Source organism: Nitrospina gracilis 3/211 (genome assembly GCF_000341545.2).
Lineage (GTDB): Bacteria > Nitrospinota > Nitrospinia > Nitrospinales > Nitrospinaceae > Nitrospina > Nitrospina gracilis.
This window is the reverse complement of the sequence record NZ_HG422173.1, coordinates 2887338-2906469: the sequence shown is the minus strand read 5'-3', so window position 1 is coordinate 2906469 and position 19132 is coordinate 2887338. Positions and strand designations below refer to the sequence as shown.

16 protein-coding genes are annotated in these 19132 nt (G+C 56.3%); 10 read left to right on the top strand and 6 right to left on the bottom strand.

Annotated elements, in window-relative coordinates; translation table 11 throughout:
- The 5 genes from sufC to amrS all read left to right on the top strand — a co-directional run.
- On the top strand, window positions 1–688 hold a 688-nt coding region (gene sufC / locus TX82_RS13925; RefSeq protein ID WP_144079269.1), incomplete at its 5' end, for a Fe-S cluster assembly ATPase SufC.
- A gap of 9 nt (window positions 689–697) precedes the next feature.
- Window positions 698–2014 (top strand): Fe-S cluster assembly protein SufD, encoded by a 1317-nt coding sequence (gene sufD / locus TX82_RS13920; protein WP_005005656.1) that lies wholly within the window; start codon window positions 698–700, stop codon window positions 2012–2014.
- Window positions 2007–3260, top strand: coding sequence for a cysteine desulfurase (locus TX82_RS13915; RefSeq protein WP_005005653.1), 1254 nt, complete (start codon window positions 2007–2009; stop codon window positions 3258–3260). Before sufD ends, TX82_RS13915 begins: the two co-directional genes overlap by 8 nt.
- A gap of 70 nt (window positions 3261–3330) precedes the next feature.
- On the top strand, window positions 3331–3786 hold the full coding sequence (gene sufU, locus TX82_RS13910) for a Fe-S cluster assembly sulfur transfer protein SufU (protein ID WP_005005647.1): 456 nt from the start codon (window positions 3331–3333) through the stop codon (window positions 3784–3786).
- A 54-nt stretch (window positions 3787–3840) separates the two neighbouring features.
- Window positions 3841–4893: an AmmeMemoRadiSam system radical SAM enzyme gene (amrS, locus tag TX82_RS13905; protein WP_005005646.1), complete on the top strand. Its 1053-nt coding sequence runs from the start codon at window positions 3841–3843 to the stop codon at window positions 4891–4893.
- Window positions 4894–4922: 29 nt separating this feature from the next.
- Here amrS and TX82_RS13900 read toward each other — a convergent pair whose 3' ends face one another.
- Complete coding sequence (locus tag TX82_RS13900) at window positions 4923–6077, bottom strand: ATP-binding protein (RefSeq protein WP_005005644.1); 1155 nt, start codon at window positions 6075–6077, stop codon at window positions 4923–4925.
- 329 nt (window positions 6078–6406) lie between these two features.
- On the opposite strand from TX82_RS13900, the gene TX82_RS13895 reads away from it, so the two are divergent.
- The gene (locus TX82_RS13895) at window positions 6407–6883 is read left to right on the top strand and encodes a flavin reductase family protein (RefSeq protein WP_005005642.1); all 477 of its coding nucleotides are present in this window, start codon (window positions 6407–6409) and stop codon (window positions 6881–6883) included.
- A gap of 15 nt (window positions 6884–6898) precedes the next feature.
- On the opposite strand, the gene TX82_RS13890 is transcribed toward TX82_RS13895, so the two are convergent.
- The 4 genes from TX82_RS13890 to TX82_RS13875 form a co-directional block, all read right to left on the bottom strand.
- Entirely contained in the window at window positions 6899–7165 is a 267-nt protein-coding gene (locus TX82_RS13890; RefSeq protein ID WP_005005639.1) for a hypothetical protein, read from the bottom strand.
- Window positions 7162–9669, bottom strand: a complete 2508-nt coding sequence (locus tag TX82_RS15425; RefSeq protein ID WP_005005636.1) for an SUMF1/EgtB/PvdO family nonheme iron enzyme — start codon at window positions 9667–9669, stop codon at window positions 7162–7164. The genes TX82_RS13890 and TX82_RS15425 overlap by 4 nt, the downstream gene beginning before the upstream one ends.
- A 108-nt stretch (window positions 9670–9777) precedes the next feature.
- Window positions 9778–11934 (bottom strand): BatA domain-containing protein, encoded by a 2157-nt coding sequence (locus tag TX82_RS13880; RefSeq protein ID WP_005005635.1) that lies wholly within the window; start codon window positions 11932–11934, stop codon window positions 9778–9780.
- On the bottom strand, window positions 11931–12848 hold the full coding sequence (locus tag TX82_RS13875; RefSeq protein WP_005005634.1) for a DUF58 domain-containing protein: 918 nt from the start codon (window positions 12846–12848) through the stop codon (window positions 11931–11933). Before TX82_RS13875 ends, TX82_RS13880 begins: the two co-directional genes overlap by 4 nt.
- A gap of 303 nt (window positions 12849–13151) precedes the next feature.
- Between TX82_RS13875 and TX82_RS13870 the strand changes: the two genes are divergently transcribed.
- Window positions 13152–13724, top strand: a complete 573-nt coding sequence (locus TX82_RS13870) for a leucine-rich repeat domain-containing protein (protein ID WP_005005632.1) — start codon at window positions 13152–13154, stop codon at window positions 13722–13724.
- A gap of 22 nt (window positions 13725–13746) precedes the next feature.
- Window positions 13747–14193, top strand: a complete 447-nt coding sequence (locus TX82_RS13865; protein WP_005005630.1) for a hypothetical protein — start codon at window positions 13747–13749, stop codon at window positions 14191–14193.
- A 34-nt stretch (window positions 14194–14227) separates the two neighbouring features.
- Here TX82_RS13865 and TX82_RS13860 read toward each other — a convergent pair whose 3' ends face one another.
- On the bottom strand, window positions 14228–16813 hold the full coding sequence (locus TX82_RS13860) for a fused MFS/spermidine synthase (RefSeq protein ID WP_187291977.1): 2586 nt from the start codon (window positions 16811–16813) through the stop codon (window positions 14228–14230).
- 371 nt (window positions 16814–17184) lie between these two features.
- Here TX82_RS13860 and TX82_RS13855 point away from each other — a divergent pair, with 371 nt between their 5' ends.
- The gene (locus tag TX82_RS13855) at window positions 17185–18237 is read left to right on the top strand and encodes a peptidylprolyl isomerase (RefSeq protein ID WP_005005627.1); all 1053 of its coding nucleotides are present in this window, start codon (window positions 17185–17187) and stop codon (window positions 18235–18237) included.
- 158 nt (window positions 18238–18395) lie between these two features.
- Entirely contained in the window at window positions 18396–19073 is a 678-nt protein-coding gene (locus tag TX82_RS13850; protein ID WP_005005625.1) for a DUF3386 family protein, read from the top strand.
- The last annotated feature ends 59 nt before the right edge of the window (window positions 19074–19132 follow it).

The following is a 19132-nucleotide window of genomic DNA, read 5'->3' as shown; positions in this document are numbered from 1 at the left end:
GACCGTGAACAAAGGGGAGGTTCACGCCACTCATGGGCCCCGAACCGGGTCGGGCAAAAGCACGCTGTCGAAGGTGCTGGCCGGTCACCCGGCTTACCAGGTGACGGCGGGCACGGTGAAATTTGAAGGCAAGGACCTTCTGGACATGGACCCCGAACAGCGTGCACTGGAAGGCATCTTTCTGGGTTTTCAGTACCCGGTGGAGATTCCCGGCGTCAACAACGCCGAGTTCCTGCGCATGGCCTACAATGCCAAACGCGTTCACAACGGTGAAGAGGAGCTCGATCCGCTGGACTTCGACGACCTGCTGGTTGAGAAGATGAAGCTGGTGTCCATGGACCCGCGCTACAAGGACCGCGCCCTCAACGACGGTTTCTCCGGCGGTGAAAAAAAGAAAAATGAGATCCTGCAGATGGCGGTGCTTCAACCGAAACTGGGTTTGCTGGACGAAACCGATTCCGGTCTGGACATCGACGCATTGAAGGCCGTGGCCAGCGGCATCAACAAGCTCACCAGCAAGGATAACGCGCTGATCCTGATCACCCATTACCAGCGTTTGTTGAATTACATTGAACCCGATTACGTGCACGTGTTCTCTCACGGCAAAATCGTCAAGTCCGGTGGAAAAGATCTGGCGCTCGAGGTCGAGAGCCAGGGTTACGACTGGGTCGCCACCGCCGCCAAGTGAGGAGAGCGTATGTCCACGACTTTAGATGTGATCAGTGAAAGCGAGCAGGCGGTCCTCGACCTGCACAAGGAGTTTCTGAAAGACTCCGACCCCGCACTCAAACCGCTCAACGAGGCGGGCATCCGGCGCTTCGAGGCGGTCAAGTTTCCGCACCGCAAGCACGAGATGTACACCTTCGTCAACACGCACGACCTCACCGAAACCCGGTTCCAACTGACTGGCCACGCGGCCGCCGATGCGAAAGAAGTGCAGGCGGCGGTTTATCCGTCCTGTCAGGACCGGGTGATCGTGTTCGTCAACGGCGTGTACGACGAGAAACTGTCCAATACCTCGGGGCTGGAAGCGGAGGTGAAAATCACCCCGCTCGTTCAGGCCATCCAGGATGAGGCCGTTCAGGAATACCTGCTGGCGACGGTGGAAGAGGAAAACGATGTATTCGCCGCGCTCAACAGCGGCTTTGCGAAAGACGGCCTCGTCGTCAGTGTTGCGGAAAAGGCGGTGATCGAAAAACCGCTGCAGGTCCTCTACGTGTCCACCGGTACGGACAATGGTACCGTTGCCAGTCACCCGCGTCTGCTGGTGAAACTGCAACCACGGGCGGAGTTCAAACTGGCGGTGAAGTTCATCGGGCAGGGCGCGGGATATTTCGTCAACGCCGTGCAGGATTTTCTGGTGGACCCCGACGCGGGCCTGACTTACTGGCAGGTCCAGCGGGACGATCCCGCCGTGTGGCACATGTCCAAAACGCGGGTGCATTTGCACCGCAACAGCCGTTTCGTGTGTACCAACGGATCGTCGGGAAGCCGTCTCGCCCGCCACCATTACGAAGTCCGTCTGAAAGACGAAGGCGCGGAACTCAACATGAACGGCATTTCCGTTCTGGAAAACGAGGAGCAGGCGCACAATTTTGTGCGCGTTCACCACGAGGCTCCGCATTGCACCAGCAACCAGTTTTTCCGCAACGTCATCAACAACAAGGCCCGCTCCAGTTTCGACGGTACCGTGATTGTCGACAAGGGCGCGCAGTTGACCAACTCCGACCAGTTGATCAACAACCTTATGCTGTCGGATGACGGCAAGGCGGACGCCAAGCCGAACCTGATGATTTTCGCCGACGATGTGAAATGCACGCACGGCGCAACGGTCGGGCAGATCGATGAGGATCAGTTGTTTTACCTGAAAACGCGCGGCCTGTCCGAGGCGGTGGGCAAATCCATTCTGACCAAGAGCTTTGTCACCAGCATCATCGATGCGGTTCCGTTTGAGGACGTGGTTCGGGATTTCAACCAATACCTGCTTAAAAAATTGGAGGCCGATAATGTCTGACACCGGCACCGTGGCGTCACCCAATCCGGTTTTGGATGTCGATAAAATCCGCAAAGACTTTCCCGTTCTCGCGCAGAAGGTCCACGGCAAACCGCTGGTGTACCTGGACAACGCCGCAACCACGCAGAAACCGAACGCGGTGATCGAGCGCGTGCGCAAGTTCGATTCGGAAGAGTACGGCACCGTGCGCCGCGGCGCGTACAAGATGAGCGAAGGCTCGACGCGCATGTACGAGGAAGCGCGGCAGAAGGTGGCGGACCTTTTGGGCACGCCCGACCGCAACGAGATCATCTTCACCAGCGGCACCACGCAGTCGGTCAACCTGGTGGCGCAGAGTTACGGCCGCAAATTCCTCAACGAAGGCGACGAGGTCATCATCTCGCAGATCGAGCACCACGCCAACATCGTGCCGTGGCAGATGATCACCGAGGAAAAAGGCGCCAAGCTCAAGATCATCCCGTGCAACGACAAGGGCGAGCTCCTCATGGAGGAGTACGAGAAACTGCTCAGCACGAAAACGAAGGTGGTCGCGGTCAACCACGTATCCAACGCACTCGGAACCATCAACCCGATCAAGGAAATCATCGACCTTGGCCACAAGGCGGGGGCGGTGGTGTTGATCGATGGGGCGCAGAGCACGCCGCACATGAGCCTCAACGTGCGCGAACTCGACTGCGACTTCTATACTTTCTCCGGCCACAAGATGTACGGACCGACCGGCATCGGCGGCGTGTACGGCAAGATGGACGTGCTGAAAAGCATGCCGCCTTATGTGACTGGGGGCGACATGATCCGGCAGGTGACGTTCGAAAAGACCACGTTCAACGAGCCGCCGTCGCGGTTCGAGGCGGGCACGCCGCCCATCAGCCAGGCCATCGGCCTCGCCGCCGCCATTGAGTACATGCAGGCGGTGGGCATCGACAAGATCGCCGAATACGAACATCAACTGCTCGAGTACGGCACGCGTCTTTTGGAGAACATCGACGGCCTGCGCATCATCGGTACGGCGGAAAACAAGGCCAGTATCCTGTCGTTTTACCATGATCTGGTTCATCCGCATGACATGGTGACCCTGGTGGATCAGGACGGCATTGCCGTGCGCGGCGGGCATCACTGCGCCCAGCCGACCATGCAGAGGTTCAAGGTTCCGGCCACGACACGCGCCTCGGTTTCGTTTTATAATAAGTTCGAGGAGCTTGATGTTCTCGCGGAGAGCATCCGCAAGGCGATCAAAGTTTTTTCCTGATCCCATGGCTCCGCCGGGCGCACGATGCAGGCGGCCGTGGGATGTGATAACGAATTGAAGGTAATTAGGGATGTCTTACAGCAACGAGTTGTACCAACAGGTGATCCTGGATCATAACAAAAAGCCCCGCAACTTCCGGGAAATCGATAACGCCACGCACCAGTGCCACGGATTCAACCCGCTGTGTGGTGACGATTACACCGTGTACCTCAATATCGATGGCAAGGGCATCATCCAGGACATCAGCTTTATGGGATCGGGATGCGCCATCTCCAAGGCCAGTTCCTCGCTCATGACGCACAACCTGAAAGGTAAGACGGTGGATGAGGCCAAGGTGATGTTCGATGAATTTCACCGCATGGTGCTGGGCGAATTCGATCCCGAAGAACACAAGGACAACCACCTGGGCAAGCTGTCTCTCTTTAAAGGTATCCGCGAGTTCCCTTCGCGCATCAAGTGTGCCAGCCTGTCCTGGCATTCCATGGTGGGGGCGCTGGACAAGAACAGCGACGTCACCACCGAGTAGAACCGGGAGCATTCCCCGGCCTGGCTCTCTCCTAAGCAAGTCTGGAGGCGAACGATGCCAACCCTCACCCTGACCGATCTCGACTCCCGGACCCGACCGGGCGATTTATTCCATCCCCTCGACGACGGCAAACTCGTCTGCACCGCCTGCGGGCACCGTTGCACCCTGAAGCCCGGCCAGCGCGGCGTGTGCAAGATCCGTTACAACCTCGATGGGCAACTTCTCGTCCCGTATGCCTATACCGCCGGGGTGCAGAACGATCCAATCGAGAAGAAACCGTTTTTTCACGCGCTCCCCGGAACCAATGCGCTCAGCTTCGGCATGCTGGGGTGCGACTTCCGTTGCGCCTACTGCCAGAACTGGTTCACCAGCCAGACGCTCCGCGACGACCGCGCCACACAAAATTACCGCCCGACGACTCCGCGCGAAATCTGCGATGTGGCCATTCGCCACGGCTCGAAAACCATCGTCTCCACCTACAACGAACCGCTGATCACGAGCGAATGGGCGGTCGAGGTATTCAGGGAAGCACGGTCGCGGGGACTGGTGACGGGCTATGTGTCCAACGGGCACGGCACGCCGGAGGTGCTGGAATACGTGCATCCGTGGCTCGATCTGTTCAAGATCGACCTCAAATGCTTCGACGAGAAGAAATACAACCTATTGGGTGGAAACTTTCAGGAAGTGCTGGACACCATCCGGCAGGTGCACGAAATGGGGTTCTGGCTGGAGATCGTGACGCTCATCATCCCTGGCTACAACGACAGCGATGAAGAGTTGAACGGCATTGCCGAATTTCTCGCCGATGTGTCGCCCGACATCCCCTGGCACGTCACCGCGTTTCATCCCAATTACAAAATGGATTTGACTCCGGCGACGCCTGTGGAGACGCTCCATCGCGCGCGCAACATCGGGCTCTCCAAGGGACTCCGTTATGTGTACAGCGGCAACCGTCCGGGAGAAGTGGGCGATTCGGAAAACACGTTTTGCCCGGGGTGCAGGGCCGTGCTCATAGAGCGGCGCGGGTTTAGGGTGATTCGCAATCGGCTCGGGGAGCAGGGGAAGTGTCCCGATTGCGGAGGGGAAATTCCGGGGAGGTGGACGTAGGCGGCTGGAAGTAAACCGCCCCGTGGCCGTCAGTAGACAGGGTCGCGTTCGATTTCAAAAAGAAAGGTGGAGCCCATTCCCTGTTCGGTTTCGAACCAGATGCGCCCGCGGTGCAGGTCTTCGATGATCTCGCGGCAGGACAGCAGTCCGAACCCGTTGCCATCCGGTTTGGATGTGTATACGTCCTTGAACAGCACGTTTTGCACCTCACTGCTGATGCCGTCGCCAAAATCCTGTATTCCCACCTGAACCCGGTCTCCGTTATATTTCAGGTGAATGTGAATCTCGCCTTCCGGCTCGGTGGCGTACCCGGCGTTGATCAAAAGGTTCTGGATCACACGTTTGATGTCCAGATAATTGAACCGGGCAAAGTGCTCCGTCCCGTTGTTCTGAAACACGACCTTTTTACCTTTCAGGTGCTTGTGCAGGCTGATTTCTTCCACCGTGTCGTGCAGCAGTTTTGTCAGGTCATAATCGGATTTGGTGTGCTCCACGCTTTTGCTTTTAATTCGGGAGAGACCCTGTTCAACCATGGTCAAAAGGTCGCTTTTGACGGAGGAGATGGTGTCGTGGCATTTTTGGGCGGTGTCCCACCCCTGCCGTGGCCGATGTTCCTGGTCGGTGCCTCGCAGGTTGCCCAGCAGTTCGTAGGCCCAGAACTCGGCATAGCCCAGGGGAGTCAGGCAGTTTTTGAGATCGTGGGTGAAATGGCGTAATGACAGGATGTCCTGTTCCAGCGAGCCCAGCAGGCCCCGGATGTGCGTTGACAGGATCTGCAACATTTCCCACAGCGCCTGTGGATTGCTGCCCACGGTTTGCCGGAACAATTCCTCCTCAACCTCCAGCAGCAGGCTTTCCTGGGAAGCGTGTGCGTTTGCAGACCGCGGTTTGAAGTCGATGAGTGCCATTTCACCTAGAAGATCCCCGCTTTGCAGCCTAGTAATAAGTTTGCCACCCCGGGTCACCTCGATTTCTCCACTCAGGATGACAAAAAGAGACTTGCTGGTGTCGCCTTCCTTGAGGAGCATATCTTCTTCCTTCAGGTGCCATTCCCGGCCTTCGCTCAAAAGCTTTTCCAGATTCGCCGTGTCGAGAAGGCCAAAAACCCTGGTTTGCTTCAACAACTCGAGCTTGACGGCCGGTATTTGAAAAGAGGGGTTTTGTGGCTGGATATCGGAACTCATTTGGCAGTATCCTGTCGTGTGATGATTCAAGACTGGTACTATTTATCGTAAAGAAATTACATATCAGGTTCAATCCTTTAAAACGTCTTTATGAATCTTTGTGACTTTGCAACTTATTTTAAAATAGGGGTTTACGGAATGCCCTGTGCCGTCTGGGTTCGGAAGAAACATAAGGTCCATGGGGGTTTGGGGTATGGTCAAATGCTTTGAATTTTAGGACAATATAGGCAGGTTCGCGGTTGTTTGCACCCGTTGTGAACAATTGGAAATTATCAACCATTGCGAAAATTCTTTCTGGAATTTAAGTCAATCCGAGCGAGGAATTTGTTTTGCGAAATAAAAAACAGATAGGCAAAGCCTTGGGCCGTGTGCCCAGTGGATTGTTCATTGTGACTGCCGCACATGAGGATCGGGAGGATGCGGTGCTGACGAGCTGGGTCAATCAGTGCTCGTTTGAACCGCCTGCGGTGACCATTGTGCTTGGCACAACCCGGCCGGCACGTTTGCTGGTGGAAGCCTCAGGCGCATTCACCTTGAACATCCTTGGTAAAGAATCAAACAGCCTGCTCAAACATTTCTTTAAACCGCCCGCGGAAGGCGTTTCCATTTTTCAGGGACTCAATGTGTCCAAGGGACACAAGGGAATCAAGATTCTGGATGATTCCGTGGCTTATCTGGAATGCGAGGTTCGCGAACAACAAAGGTTCGGAGATCATATTCTTTATACTGGAGAGATTGTCGGCGGCAAAACCTTGAAAGGTGGGGAACCCTATGTACACGTGCGCGATACGGGGTTCAGCTATTGAGAGGAAGAAGGTGGGCTATTCCAGCCCCAGCATTTGCTTGAAATCGGTACGTGTCCACAACCAGTAAAACAGGGTGACGACGAAAATGAGGGTCACTACCGTGCCGATGATGGCGAAGACCAGGCGTTTGGGGTTTTCCTTGTAATAGTCCTTCACGTCCACGGCAAAGCTTTCCACTACGCCTTCGTCGGGACGCTTGCGCCAGGTCTTGTCAACGACATCCTTGCTGTAGATGATGCCGATGATGACGAGGATGATCAGGATTTCAATTGCGCCGATCATGGTTGTGCCGTTCCTTCCCCTGTTGCCGGGCTCAGAGTTTTGAAACCGGGCACCGGGTCAAACGAAATGTGTTTTCTCGGAGTCTGGCTATCGGGGGAGGTGGCGCTCCAGGCGCAACGGAATCCGTAATCGTCTACCATGGCTGCGGGGTAGCTGTTGTTACGAAAGGAAGCGTATACGAACGACCGGAGGTCCCGCCATGAGCCTCCTTTCAACACCTTGTATTCGCCGCCGATCTGACCCTTCGGGTTAGTTTTGTGATTTTCTTCTTTATAATACTCCCGGTCATACCAGTCGTCCACCCATTCTTTCACGTTTCCAAGCATGTGAAAAACTCCGTAAAAGCTCTTTCCTTCGGGCATGGAATCAACGGGAACCATCACGCGGTGCCGGATGTTTTCGTTCCATTGGAGGTTGTAGCGGCTTTTCTGCGGGGAGATTGGATCGTTACCCCACGGAAACAGGTTGCCATTGGGACCCCGAGCCGCTTTTTCCCATTCCGCCTCAGTGGGCAGTCGCTGGTCCTTCCATTTGCAGTACGCCGCCGCACCAAACCAGCTTACATTGTTGGCGGGATAATTTTCCAGACCGCGCCGTGGAATGAAATTTCCTCCCCTTTGTTCGATCGTTCCAAATTTGTTGATTCCGAAAAACCGTTTGGTCTCCGGCATGGCATTTAAAAACTCAGCGAATTCGGCTGCGGACACTTCATGTTTGTCGATGTAATACGTGTCCAGGTACACCTTGTGTTTGGGCGCTTCGTCGTCGCCATGGTGGTCGTCGCCCATGATGAAAAATCCCTGCGGTATCTTCACCATGCCTGCGGGCACGACCTCACCAATATTTTCCAGCATGGTGCGGGCCTCGACGGCCAGTTCACCTTCCGGATTGGTGGACAAAAATTTTTTCAGGCTCGACTGGGCCTCCTGGGTGCGGCCGCCTTCATGCAGAACCCAGCCGGAAAAAAAGTCGATCTCCGCCAAACCCGGATATCCGGCACGGGCTTCATTGAGATCGTCAACCATGCCTTCCACTGTGTTGTCCTTATCCGCATCGAGTGCTTTCCGGTACCACTGGCGGGCGGCGACGAAATCTTTTTTCAGCACGTGGTACAACCCCAGATTCATGAAGGCCAGTGGCAGAAATGGATTCGACTGCGGGCTGGCCTTCAGGCCGCGTTGGGTCCACTCCACCGCTTTGTCCAGCTCGCCTTTGCGGTAATGCACCCAGCCCATCTGCACGTAGGCCGGAAGGCTTTGCGGGGCCCGCTCAAGGATGTACTCGTACTGAACGATGGCTTTGTCGAAGTCGTCCATCAGGTAATACGCCTCACCCATGCGTTCGTTGATCTCGAGGCGTTCAGGAAACGTTCCTTGCATCCATTCGAATACTCCGAGTGCCAGTTGGGCCTCCCCCATTTCCAGCAGGATGTTGCCCATCTGCATGCGCACTTCAAACTGGCCGGGTTGCAGGCGGTCGAGTAGTTTGGTATGAAGCAGGGCGGCGATGTGGTTTCCCGTTTGCACGTACAGGCGCGACAGCAGGTCGTGCACCGGTGGAAAACGCGGTTCCCGCTCCGCCACTTGCAAGAACGTTTCGATCGCCTCGTCGGTGCGATCCGCCTGAGCGTACGCCACGCCCAGGTTGAAAAGCGATGACAGGTTTTCCGGATCCGCTTCCAGAGCTTTTTTGTACTGGACGATGGCGTCTTCCATACGGCCCATTTCGGAATAAACGTTGCCAAGATTGTTCAGCGCGTCGATTGACTTCGGATTGATCTCTGTGGACAGTCTCAAGTAAAACACCGCGGTGTCGGGATGCTGGTTGCGGTAAAAAGTGAGACCCACATTTGAAAAATACGCGCCCAGCGTTTGCCGGGCGTTGAGGTTGTTCAGAAAGTACGATGCGTTTTCCGCAACCTGAAAACGGTCGCGGTAAAAATCATCTCCAAAATGGGCTCCGTCCTGTGTCGCCTCGATGTTGACTCGGTATTGGGCCGACTGGTACCGCACGAAAAAGTGATTCGGCAAAGGCACGCCGTAAAGGGGCAGGTCCAGCCGCTGGGCGAGGATCAAATATAATAAGGAAAGGTTCATGCAGTAACCACGTTTCGTTTCTAAAAGGCCGTGCAGAAACAGCTCCGCCGGAACCGTCGGCATTCCCGCCGCATCCACGGAATCAGTGAACCGGTACCCTTCCTGTTTGTGGATAAGACTCGTCAGCCCCTCCACGGTTTTTTGCGGGGTCGGGTTCTCCCCCAACTTTTGCCGGGCTTTATCGGTGAGGGAATCCAGCTGTTTGCGCAGGTGGTCGAGATCCAACGCCGGTTGCCAGTGTTTGGAGACCAGCAACAGGGTTTCGGACAGGTCGATTTCGTCCGGGGGACGATTCACCGCTTTCCGGATCGTGTCTTCCGAGACAGGTGCGGCGGCGGTGTTCCAGGGAAGGCACAGGGTCAAAATGAAAAAGAAAACAATGGTAAGGCGAGCGGGACGGGAAATCATACGGTACCTGGCGACCTCATAAAAGGTGATACGGCAGTTCGGAATTTTTCCTATTATATCAAATGCAGGGATATTGACGAGACCCCGCTTTCGAGCCGGAGGGCCGTCTCATTCCCGCCGGAGCATCCAGCCTTCAACCAGGAACACGCAGGCCAGCAGAAACAGAAAGGGACCCACCAAAGGCACGCCGCCTTCCACCTGCGACGATTCCCTGATGTCGGTATCGCGGAGAACCGTCACCGCATACCCCGGCAGCAATTTTTTCACCTCGTCCGGTGTGAGGGTTTCCGTTACGGATTCGGCCGTGTCGATGTTCACCGTCACCGTGCCGATGTACCGCGCGTCCGCCGGAAGCTGATTGACCCGCGTGCCCGTTTCCCCTTCAATGCGCTCGCCCTCTGGGGATTGGGTTGACTGGTACAGGCGGTAGGGTCCGGGGGTCCAGGTGTCCCTGAATTGCGAATCCGAGTCCCCGGCTTTTTCCAATGCGAGGATGCCCCCGCCGGGTGCCACGATATAAGCATACGGGCCGACATCCTCCAGCAGGATGGGATGGCCCACCTTGAGGTCCTGCTCGGACAGGCTTTCCAGGCTTTGCGCGATGTACTTCACCCAGCGTTGCACCCACGGCAAAAACGTGGGCTGGATGGGGAACTGGTTCCAGTCGCGGTCGACACTGGAGGTGAACAGCACCACCTTGCCGCGGCCGTATGATGATTCCACCAGCGCCGGGTACTCGTTGGTGTAGCGCATAGGTACCAGGAAATTCCGCTCTGCCCGCGGTGCCACGCTATACAGCGCGTAAAAAGCCACCCGCGCCATCTGTTGCATGGATTTACCCTGAAACGTACGGAGCACCGGGTGCGGGTTTTCACCCCCCTGCAACCTAAAAGGTTCGCTCTTCCCATCGACCTGGTTGAGTGTCTGGAGTGTAACGGGAAGCAGGATGCCCATTTTCTCATTGTAGAATTTTGCGTCCACCTGGTCGCCCAGCGATATGAACAAACCGCCCCCCCGTTTCACAAATTCCTCCAGCCTGCGTTCGTAGTCAAAGGGCAGGGACCGCACGTTGCACAAAATGACCACCGAGTACTGCTCCAGCTTGCGGTCGGTCAGCTCCGCCAGGGTCGAAACCGTGGGCTGGATGTCCGTCACCGTGGCGCGAAACGGATTCAAGGCCTTTTCCACGTAAAACGATTCGTTCTGGTGCGACACACCGCGAGGGTCGCCATCGACTATCAGAACCTGGATCTTGCGGTCGGGTTGAAACGAGAACAGCCTGCGGTTGTCCACGTTCTGTCCGTCGTCCTGGATTTCAACATAACCCTGCACTGCTTCCCGCCCCAGGTATGGAAAGGAAAACGCCTTGTCCACACGACCGCCGGGGGGGACGTCGATGAAATCCTCGCTCTTGGTTTGGCCGTCTACCACAAGTGCCACGCGTAATTGGGAGATGGCGGTGTCCGGTTGCAGGTTGGCGATTCTCGCCTCCACCCGCAGGATGCGGTTGTTGGTTAGAAATTCCTGCGTCAGGTCAACGTGCTCCACCAACGCGCGGTTTTTTTCCATGCGGTGTGCGGAAAAGTCGACGACCTTGATCGGTACCGATCCGGGATCCTCTGTCAGGTTCTCCAGTTCCTTTTCCTTCCAGCCGTTACGGTCAAGGTCGGTCAGCACGAAGATTCGCCGGTTTTCTTCCTTTACCGTGCTCAGCAGGTCGTATGCCCGGGTCAAACCCTGGCCGATACTTGTGGTCTGAAACGATGGTTTCGAAAGCTTGAGCAGTTTGACGATCTGGGCCGCATCGCCGGTCCAGTCCTGCACCACCCGGGCCGGATCGGAGGCGTAAACGAGACTGAAGGTGTTGTTTGCGGGAAGGCGTTCCAGCAAAGCCGCCGTAAACTCCACAGTTTGGTTATAAAGGGTCTGGTCCTTGGACCGTGCCGCCATGCTATAGGAGTTGTCCACGAGGATCACGTTGGCGGTGGGTTTCGATGGCAGAAATTCCTCCGGTCCGCCGAATGAAAAAATGGGGCTCGCCAGGGCCAGGCTCAAACACGCGATCGCCAGGCAACGGAACAACAGGAGCAGAAGTCGGTTCGGTTGCGAGCGGCGGATGCTCCGTTTCTGCACCTGCTCGAGCAGGTACACGGCCGAGAAGGGTATCCGTTTCTGCTGGCGGCGGGTGAGCAGGTGCACCAGAATGGGCAGGGCGATGCCCAGCAGGCCCAGCAGAAACCACGGTGATAAAAACTGGAGGCTCATAGTTTCAGCAGGCTTTTGCGCCGGAGCAGGTAATAACGGAGCGCCTGTTCGAGCGGGGTCGCGGTGTCGAGAAACTGGTAATCGATTCCGAGGGACGGGCAACTGGTTTGGAAATGGCTGATGAACTCCTGCACTGCGGCCTGGTATTGTTCGCGCACATCCGCCGGATCCAGGCCTACAGGCGGGTCGTCCTCCAGCGATTCGAACATGATGTCGCCGTCGAAAGGCAGGTGGATTTCATCCGGATGCAGAACCTGGAACAGTAAAACTTCCAGTCCGCGAGAACACAGGAACTTCAGGGTTTTCAGGACGTCGTCGTCGCGAACCAGCAGGTCGGAGACCACTATGACCATACCGCGCCCGGGCAGGCGCTCGATGATGTCGCCCACGACCTGGCTGATGTCCGTTTCCCCCTGAAACTTGCATTCCGCCAGGGCATGAAGGATGTGTTGAAAATGCGACGGTTTGGATCGCGGCGGGATGTGGTTGGTCACCGACCGATTGAACGTGAGCAGCCCCACCGCATCGAACTGTTTGAGCAGCAGGTACGAAAACGCCGCAACCAGCGTGCGCACGTACTGCGCCTTGGGCATGGCGTCCTGTTTTTTGAGCGGTGAGGCGTAGCCCATTGATCCACTGGTATCCAACAGGATGGTGCATTTGAGGTTGGTGGACTGCTCGAACTGTTTGACGTGGTACTTGTCCGTTTTGCCGACCACCTTCCAGTCGATATGCCGGATGTCGTCGCCCGGGGTGTACGCCTTGTATTCCGCGAACTCGACGCTCGATCCCTTGTGGGGACTGCGGTGCTGCCCGGAAAGCAAACCCTCCACCAGCGTCATGGCTCGCAGGCTGAGTGATGAAATTTCCGAAAGGGTTTCCGGACGATACAGGATTGAAGGGTCTTCGGCCATGAATGGACTCTCAGGCGGCATCAGGAGGTATATAGATACATCTTGTTTTCTATCATCTCACAGTTTCCGGTTCGCGGAAATACCCCGCATGCCTTTCGGACGGAAGAAAGGCAACTGGATTTGCCTTTATTATTGTTCTTATGTGTAGAGGGGTCGGTTGACAAAATACCAAGGGGGTCTACAATTGAAATCAAGTCCAAACGATTTCAGCCGCTTTGGGCACATCCGGAAATAATCCGACCGGACCCCGGAAATTGAGCCAATATCGGGGTTCCAAAATTAACCTGAGATGTTTATACTGAAATGACGAGACCGTTCAACGATCAACCCGTTGAAGTGCTGATTGAAAAAAATCTGAGTGCCGACGGCACCTCGCTTGACCTGCATGTGAAATACATCGGGGATGAGGGAGTCAAAATGCTGGCGCAGGACGAAAGATTGAAAAACCTGCGGCAGTTGAACCTGGAGCGGAATGAACTCACCGTCGAAGGGATTCGCGCCCTCGCGGAGTCGCCCGTTCTCACGCAGTTGACCTGGCTTCACCTGGAGCGCAACGATTTGGATGACCAGTCTGTTCAGCTTCTGGCCGGGTCGGCGAACTTTTCGCACCTGAAGCAGTTGAATTTGTGGAAGAACAAGGTGGGACCGGGAGGGGCCAAAGCCATCGCCGAGTCCCTCCATTTGTCCGGACTGGAGGTTCTGGACCTGGCCCAGAACCGAATCGGGGATGAGGGGGCACGCGCCCTCGCCGCGTCGATGACGCTAGCCGACCTCAAGTACCTCGATCTGTTCGGCAACGGCCTGACGGAGGAGGGCCAGACGGCCATCAAACAATCGGAGACGTTCGCCAAAGTCAAAGATCTGATCCTGGCTTGAAACTCTCCGCAGGAGGGGACAAATGCATACCTGCCAAAGCGTATCAGCTCGTGGATGGTGTTCAGGTTGGATGGGAGGAATTCTGCTGGGTATTTTGATTTTGGGGGGCGTGGTTCTACAGCCCGGCCCCGCACTTTCAGCCAACGTCTATGAGGAAGTGGCCCAGAGGGATTCGGATACGGAAGTGACCGATGCGTCCAAAGAGGCGCAGGAAAAACTGGATGGAGCCACAGGTGGTATTACTGGTATATTCCAAGACATCAAAAATTTCTTTGTGGATACCTGGACGGGTTTCGACAACTGGATGAAAGCCCTGTTCGGTTTCGACCGTGGCGAAGGCTCGGAGGCCTTCTTTGGCACCATCATTTATGCCTTCCTGATTCTGGTCTTTCTGTTTGTCGGCAAGTTCATCTACAATATTTTTGCCGGCCTGTTCAAGTACCGGGGTGGGCGCTCGGGTGAGCGTTGATGCCCTCATTTGGGCCTGCCCGTACATGTCCGGTTCAGGGCCTGGCCGGACTCCAGCCTCCCTCACGGAGACGCACCGCGCGATCCCCTGATTTTTTAAGAAACGCTTGTACCCGCCTCATGGCACTTTCGTAATTCTTTTCTGAAAATTGAGCGTGTCCCGCCCCCTGGTACCGCTGGGAAAAAACGGACAGCCTCTGCGCTGTGCGCAGGCGGAACTGGCTTTCGTAAAACACCGCCTCTCTCTCCGTCACCCCCGTAATGGGTGGCGTCTTCCCCACCCGTGCCAAGAGTAAATTGAGAAACGATTCGTCCGTTTCGCGTTTGAGCGGCGGCACGAGCACCGCGTCGGAATGTTCCAGTATACGGTTGTCGTCGGTGACCACGGGCGCTTTCTTCCAGGTTGGATTCAACGCATCGTTCCCCGAGATGTAGAAATCCATAAAGTCAATGAAACTGTAGAGACCGATGTCCTCTGCCAGGGATTTCAGGCTTTGGTTTTGGTTCACGGCATCGAAACGCCTTTTGTCGAGCTTCAAGGGGCGCTCCGTCCCGACCATCAGGACGATGCGGGTCAGAAAGCTGTTCCAAACGGAGACGTGCGGGAATTCGGCTTGGAAAGTGTTCAATATGGCCCGGGCGTCCTCAGGTGTCACCAGGTGCAGGGGCAGCCACTGCATCATGATGCCGCCGCTTTTGAGGCGGGCTCGCGCCTCGGCGTAAAATTCCCGCGAATACAGGTTGTTCACTCCCGCCTGCACCGGCGACATGGGCTCCAGGGTGATGACGTCGTACCGGCGATCGGTCCAGCGGATGAAGCGACGCGCATCCTGAATGTGAATATCGACATTGGGTTTGTCGAGGACGTGCTGGTTCCAGCGCTCAAACCAGTGGGCCATGCCGAGTACGTTGCGGTCGATCTCCACTCCGTCCACGCTCACCCCGGGAAACGTCGCCACGGTACCCAGGGTGTTTCCCGTGCCGAAGCACATGACCAACGCATCTTTCGGGTCGGGGTGCAACAGCATGGGGACCAGTCCCATAGCCTGCATGTAGGCACTGCCGCCGAGGGAGTCGGAGGCCGTGGCGGTGCTGAACCCATCGACATACAACGTGCGTCCGCCGTTCCGGGTGTCCTCCACCACGCTCAACGTGGAGAAGTCGCCTTCCTCGTAGTCGAGTAGTTTCAGTTTTCCGGATGGGGTGTTGATTTCAATGCGCGCCAGATTGCCTTCACCCGGTGTGTGGGAGGAGGCATTTGGAGGAGACGCGGCCCACACCACGGCCAACACCAAAGCGGCGGTGGCGTAACCCGTGACAAAGCGTTTCAGCGTTTTCCCGCAGTGCCATGCCCACGCCGTGACGGCCAGGAAGAGCAGGCCTCCGAACAGGGCAAACAGCGACCCCCGGATGCCGAGCAGGGGCACGAAAAGGAACGGCGTCAACACCGTGCCTGCAATCGCACCCACGGTGTTCACCGCGTAGCTGTTGCCCAGCGTGCGCTCGACCGTGCCGAACAGGTTGAAGTGAATGTGTCCGGCAAGTGGAAAGATCATGCCGAAACCGAGGGTGGGCAGGATCATCAAACCGAAGGCCATGAGCGACCGCATCCACAGCGTGCGGGCAGCGGTGGCGTCTACGTCGTAAAACAGCCTGTCCAGTTCCTGCGTCCATACGGTAAGGGAATCCAAAGCCGGGATGGCGAGCAGGCCCAGCACGCCGACGGCGATTTCCACCGCGATGAACTTCTTGATCCAGTTTCCAGTGCCGAGGATTTTCTCCGCCACCAGACTGCCGAAGCCGATTCCGAACAGGAACGTTGCCAGGATAATGGCGAAGGAGTAAAGGGAGTGGCCGAGCGGAAACACGAGCACGCGCGTCCACAGGATTTCGCTCGACAGCGCCACCATGCCGGAGAAGAAAAACAGAAAAAGCAGAAGCCACGCCAGTTTTCGGTCGGGAGGCGGTTCGCCTTTCGCATCTTTGGATTGGGTTCTGGACGGTGCGGATACGTCTTTCGCAGGCATCGTCTCTCCCCGCCACAGCCAGCACACGGCGAATACCAAAAGGTTCAGAGCCACGGCCGAGTACAGGGTGCCCTCGATTCCCAGAAAGCGGGTGCCAGCGAATTGCGTGTACAGCACGCCGCCCATGGCGCCCAGCGTATTGATGCCGTAGAGCACCGAAAGGTCGATGAATATTCGGTCCTGCCGGTCCCCGATGCGCCAACGCCCGATCACCGGTAGCGTCGCGCCCATCATGAACGTTGCGGGGAGCATCAGCAGGGTGGTAAGCACAAACTCCCAGAAGTGGAGGAGGGTGTCCGATCCCAGAGAAAGGGTCAGCAACAGCGGATAACCCACCTCGACGAGTTGCAACAGGAACGGAAACCCCAGGGCATAAAGACCGATGCTTCCTTCCAAAACGCCGTAGAGGCGCACCAGCCGGTCGGGTTTATCGGTGAAACGCTGAAGTATGCGTGCACCTCCCCATGCACCCATTGCAAGCCCCGCCATGAACGCGCACAGCACCGCGCTGATGGCGTACAGCGTGCCCCCAATGAGAAGTGTGATCTGCTTGATCCAGAGCAGTTCGTAGGTCAGGCTGGTCCAGCCGGACAAAAACAGGCAGCCGAAAAGGATCTCGCCCCGGGATCGAATTGGATTCCAACGCATTGAAAGGATTGCCCCAAAAGTAGGCAGTGATTCTCACATAATCGTTGAAGGGAGTCAACGGCGACAGCCTCACCCGGGGTGGGGCGGGCGGGCTGCTTCCCCCGTCCGGGCTTTATTCTTGCCACCGAGCACCCGCTCTGGTAAAAACGAACGTCCCTCCTCATGGACCGGGAATCCATTCTGGCCCGGCACCTTTTGGCGGCTTCTTGCCTGCCTCGTCCCGGAGTGATACCCTTTTTCACAATCAGACATCTCCACCGCCTGGTGGGCCGATTCCGGTCGGTTTAACTTTTTTGAATTTGTAAGGAAGAAAACGGATGTGGGTTTCTTTGTTTAGAAAATGGACCGTGCTTGCGGTTTTGGTGTGGATGGTTGCGGCCCTGCCCGCAATGGCGCAGCCTGAATATTTTGAAGGCGATGTCACCGGCGACATGAACCTGCCGGATGTGGTCGCCCGGGTGAATGGCGTGGACCTGGAGTCCAAGTACATCCGGTTCGAGCTCAACCGCATGCTGAAGGACCGTGAAGAGGCGGTGCCGCTGGACCAGCGTGAACGCCTGGCGCTCGATATTCTTGACCGGGAGATCAACCGCGAATTGATCTTTAAGGAAGGCGGAAAGTCCGGGTTTAACGTTGACGCCAAACTGGTGTCGGAACAGTTCAGCAAGCTAAAGGAAAACTACGAATCGGAAGAGGCTTTCCAAAAAGCGCTTGAGGCCCGTGGACTGACTGAAGAGGACATCAAGAAATCGATCGAGGTCGATCTCACCGCCAACAGCCTTCTGCGTGATCAGGTGAAAAACAAGATTGTCATCACCGACCAGCAGGTGGAGCATTTTTATGAGCAGAGGAAAAATGTGTTCCAGCGACCGGAAGCGTACCGTGCCCAGCATATCTTTGTGCCGCTCATTCCCGTGGATGTCATTGAGACAACCCCCATTGAGCAGTTGAAAGCGGACAAGGAAAAATACATTGCCGAGGCACGAAAAAAAATTGAAACGGTTTACGAGAAGCTGAAAGCGGGCGCGGATTTTGCGGAACTGGCGCGGACCCATTCGGAAGACGTGGGCAGTGCCGAAAAAGGCGGTGACCTGGATTTCATATACAAGGGCGTGTTTGACCCTGAAATCGACGAAGCGGTCTCCAGGCTAAAAATTGGAGAGGTGAGCGGCATCGTCAAAAGCAAATACGGGTTCCATATTCTCAAGCTCAATGAAACCAAACCCGCAGAAGATGTACCGCTGGAGGAGGTCAAGGCCTCGATTCAGAATTACCTGTTCACCAGCGAGGCGGAAAAAGTGATTGCGCGCTACATCGACAGCCTGCGTAAGAAAGCGGATATTCAGGTTTTCTACCAGCCCGCGGGGTGAGGAATAGCCCTTCTACGGGTCAGAAAGCCTGTGCTAGAATGTGGGCTTCTTAAAAGACAAATCTGGAAACGGCGCGGGGCAGATCCGCGAACGCCCTGCGGTCTACATAACGATCACCCATACTTTTCAAACCCTCTGGCAATTCAAGGAGTAACATCATGGCCACCTACACCAAACCGGAAGACGTTCAATCCACCGTGGAGGACGATCCGCAGGCGCGTAAGGCGCTGGAAGAGGTGTTTTCAAACACCGCCCGCTGGGATGCGGATTTCAAAGGTTTCGCAGCGGATGTGACGGTCAACATCAACGGCAAGGAAGAGAAGGGCACCGTCACCGTGAAGGGCCCGAAAGAAATCGAACTCAGCCTCACCGATGAGAGCATGAAGGAATTCGCCTCGGAAAACCTTGCGTCCATCGCCATGCACCGCGGACCGCGCTCGTTCGATCAGTCCGACGGCAAGTACAAGCTGACCTTTGGCGACGACGGCACGCATCCCATGGGCCGCGCCGTGGTCATGGGCGGCGACGGCATGAGTTCGTTCTACCGCATCAAGGAAGGCCGTATCCGGCAGATCAACCGCAAGACGCCGCACGTTGCGTTTTCGATCAACATCGAAGACAGTGTTAAGAACCATGAAGACAAGTTCCTGACCCGCAACTACACGGTTTACTATTTCAATCCGAAGGACAACTCGATCAAAAACGTCGAGAGTTACACCGACGATTACACCCGCGTCGGCAATTACGACCTGCCACAACGGCGCCGGGTTATCGATGTGCAGAACAGCGAGGTGGTGGTCAGCACCATGACCCTGGAAAACCACAAGGCGCTGTAACCGGTTACCAGGAAAAACAAAAACCCGGTGGGGATGTCCCCGCCGGGTTTTTTTTTTGA

What these genes read in the sequence shown, in the direction of transcription:
- TX82_RS13865 (WP_005005630.1), top strand. Translation starts at nt 13,747, where the DNA reads ATGCATACCTGCCAAAGCGTATCAGCTCGTGGATGGTGTTCAGGTTGG.
- sufD (WP_005005656.1), top strand. Translation starts at nt 698, where the DNA reads ATGTCCACGACTTTAGATGTGATCAGTGAAAGCGAGCAGGCGGTCCTC.
- TX82_RS13855 (WP_005005627.1), top strand. Translation starts at nt 17,185, where the DNA reads ATGTGGGTTTCTTTGTTTAGAAAATGGACCGTGCTTGCGGTTTTGGTG.
- TX82_RS13915 (WP_005005653.1), top strand. Translation starts at nt 2,007, where the DNA reads ATGTCTGACACCGGCACCGTGGCGTCACCCAATCCGGTTTTGGATGTC.
- TX82_RS13900 (WP_005005644.1), bottom strand. Translation starts at nt 6,077, where the DNA reads ATGAGTTCCGATATCCAGCCACAAAACCCCTCTTTTCAAATACCGGCC.
- TX82_RS13875 (WP_005005634.1), bottom strand. Translation starts at nt 12,848, where the DNA reads ATGGCCGAAGACCCTTCAATCCTGTATCGTCCGGAAACCCTTTCGGAA.
- TX82_RS13850 (WP_005005625.1), top strand. Translation starts at nt 18,396, where the DNA reads ATGGCCACCTACACCAAACCGGAAGACGTTCAATCCACCGTGGAGGAC.
- TX82_RS13880 (WP_005005635.1), bottom strand. Translation starts at nt 11,934, where the DNA reads ATGAGCCTCCAGTTTTTATCACCGTGGTTTCTGCTGGGCCTGCTGGGC.
- amrS (WP_005005646.1), top strand. Translation starts at nt 3,841, where the DNA reads ATGCCAACCCTCACCCTGACCGATCTCGACTCCCGGACCCGACCGGGC.
- TX82_RS15425 (WP_005005636.1), bottom strand. Translation starts at nt 9,669, where the DNA reads ATGATTTCCCGTCCCGCTCGCCTTACCATTGTTTTCTTTTTCATTTTG.
- sufU (WP_005005647.1), top strand. Translation starts at nt 3,331, where the DNA reads ATGTCTTACAGCAACGAGTTGTACCAACAGGTGATCCTGGATCATAAC.
- TX82_RS13870 (WP_005005632.1), top strand. Translation starts at nt 13,152, where the DNA reads ATGACGAGACCGTTCAACGATCAACCCGTTGAAGTGCTGATTGAAAAA.
- TX82_RS13890 (WP_005005639.1), bottom strand. Translation starts at nt 7,165, where the DNA reads ATGATCGGCGCAATTGAAATCCTGATCATCCTCGTCATCATCGGCATC.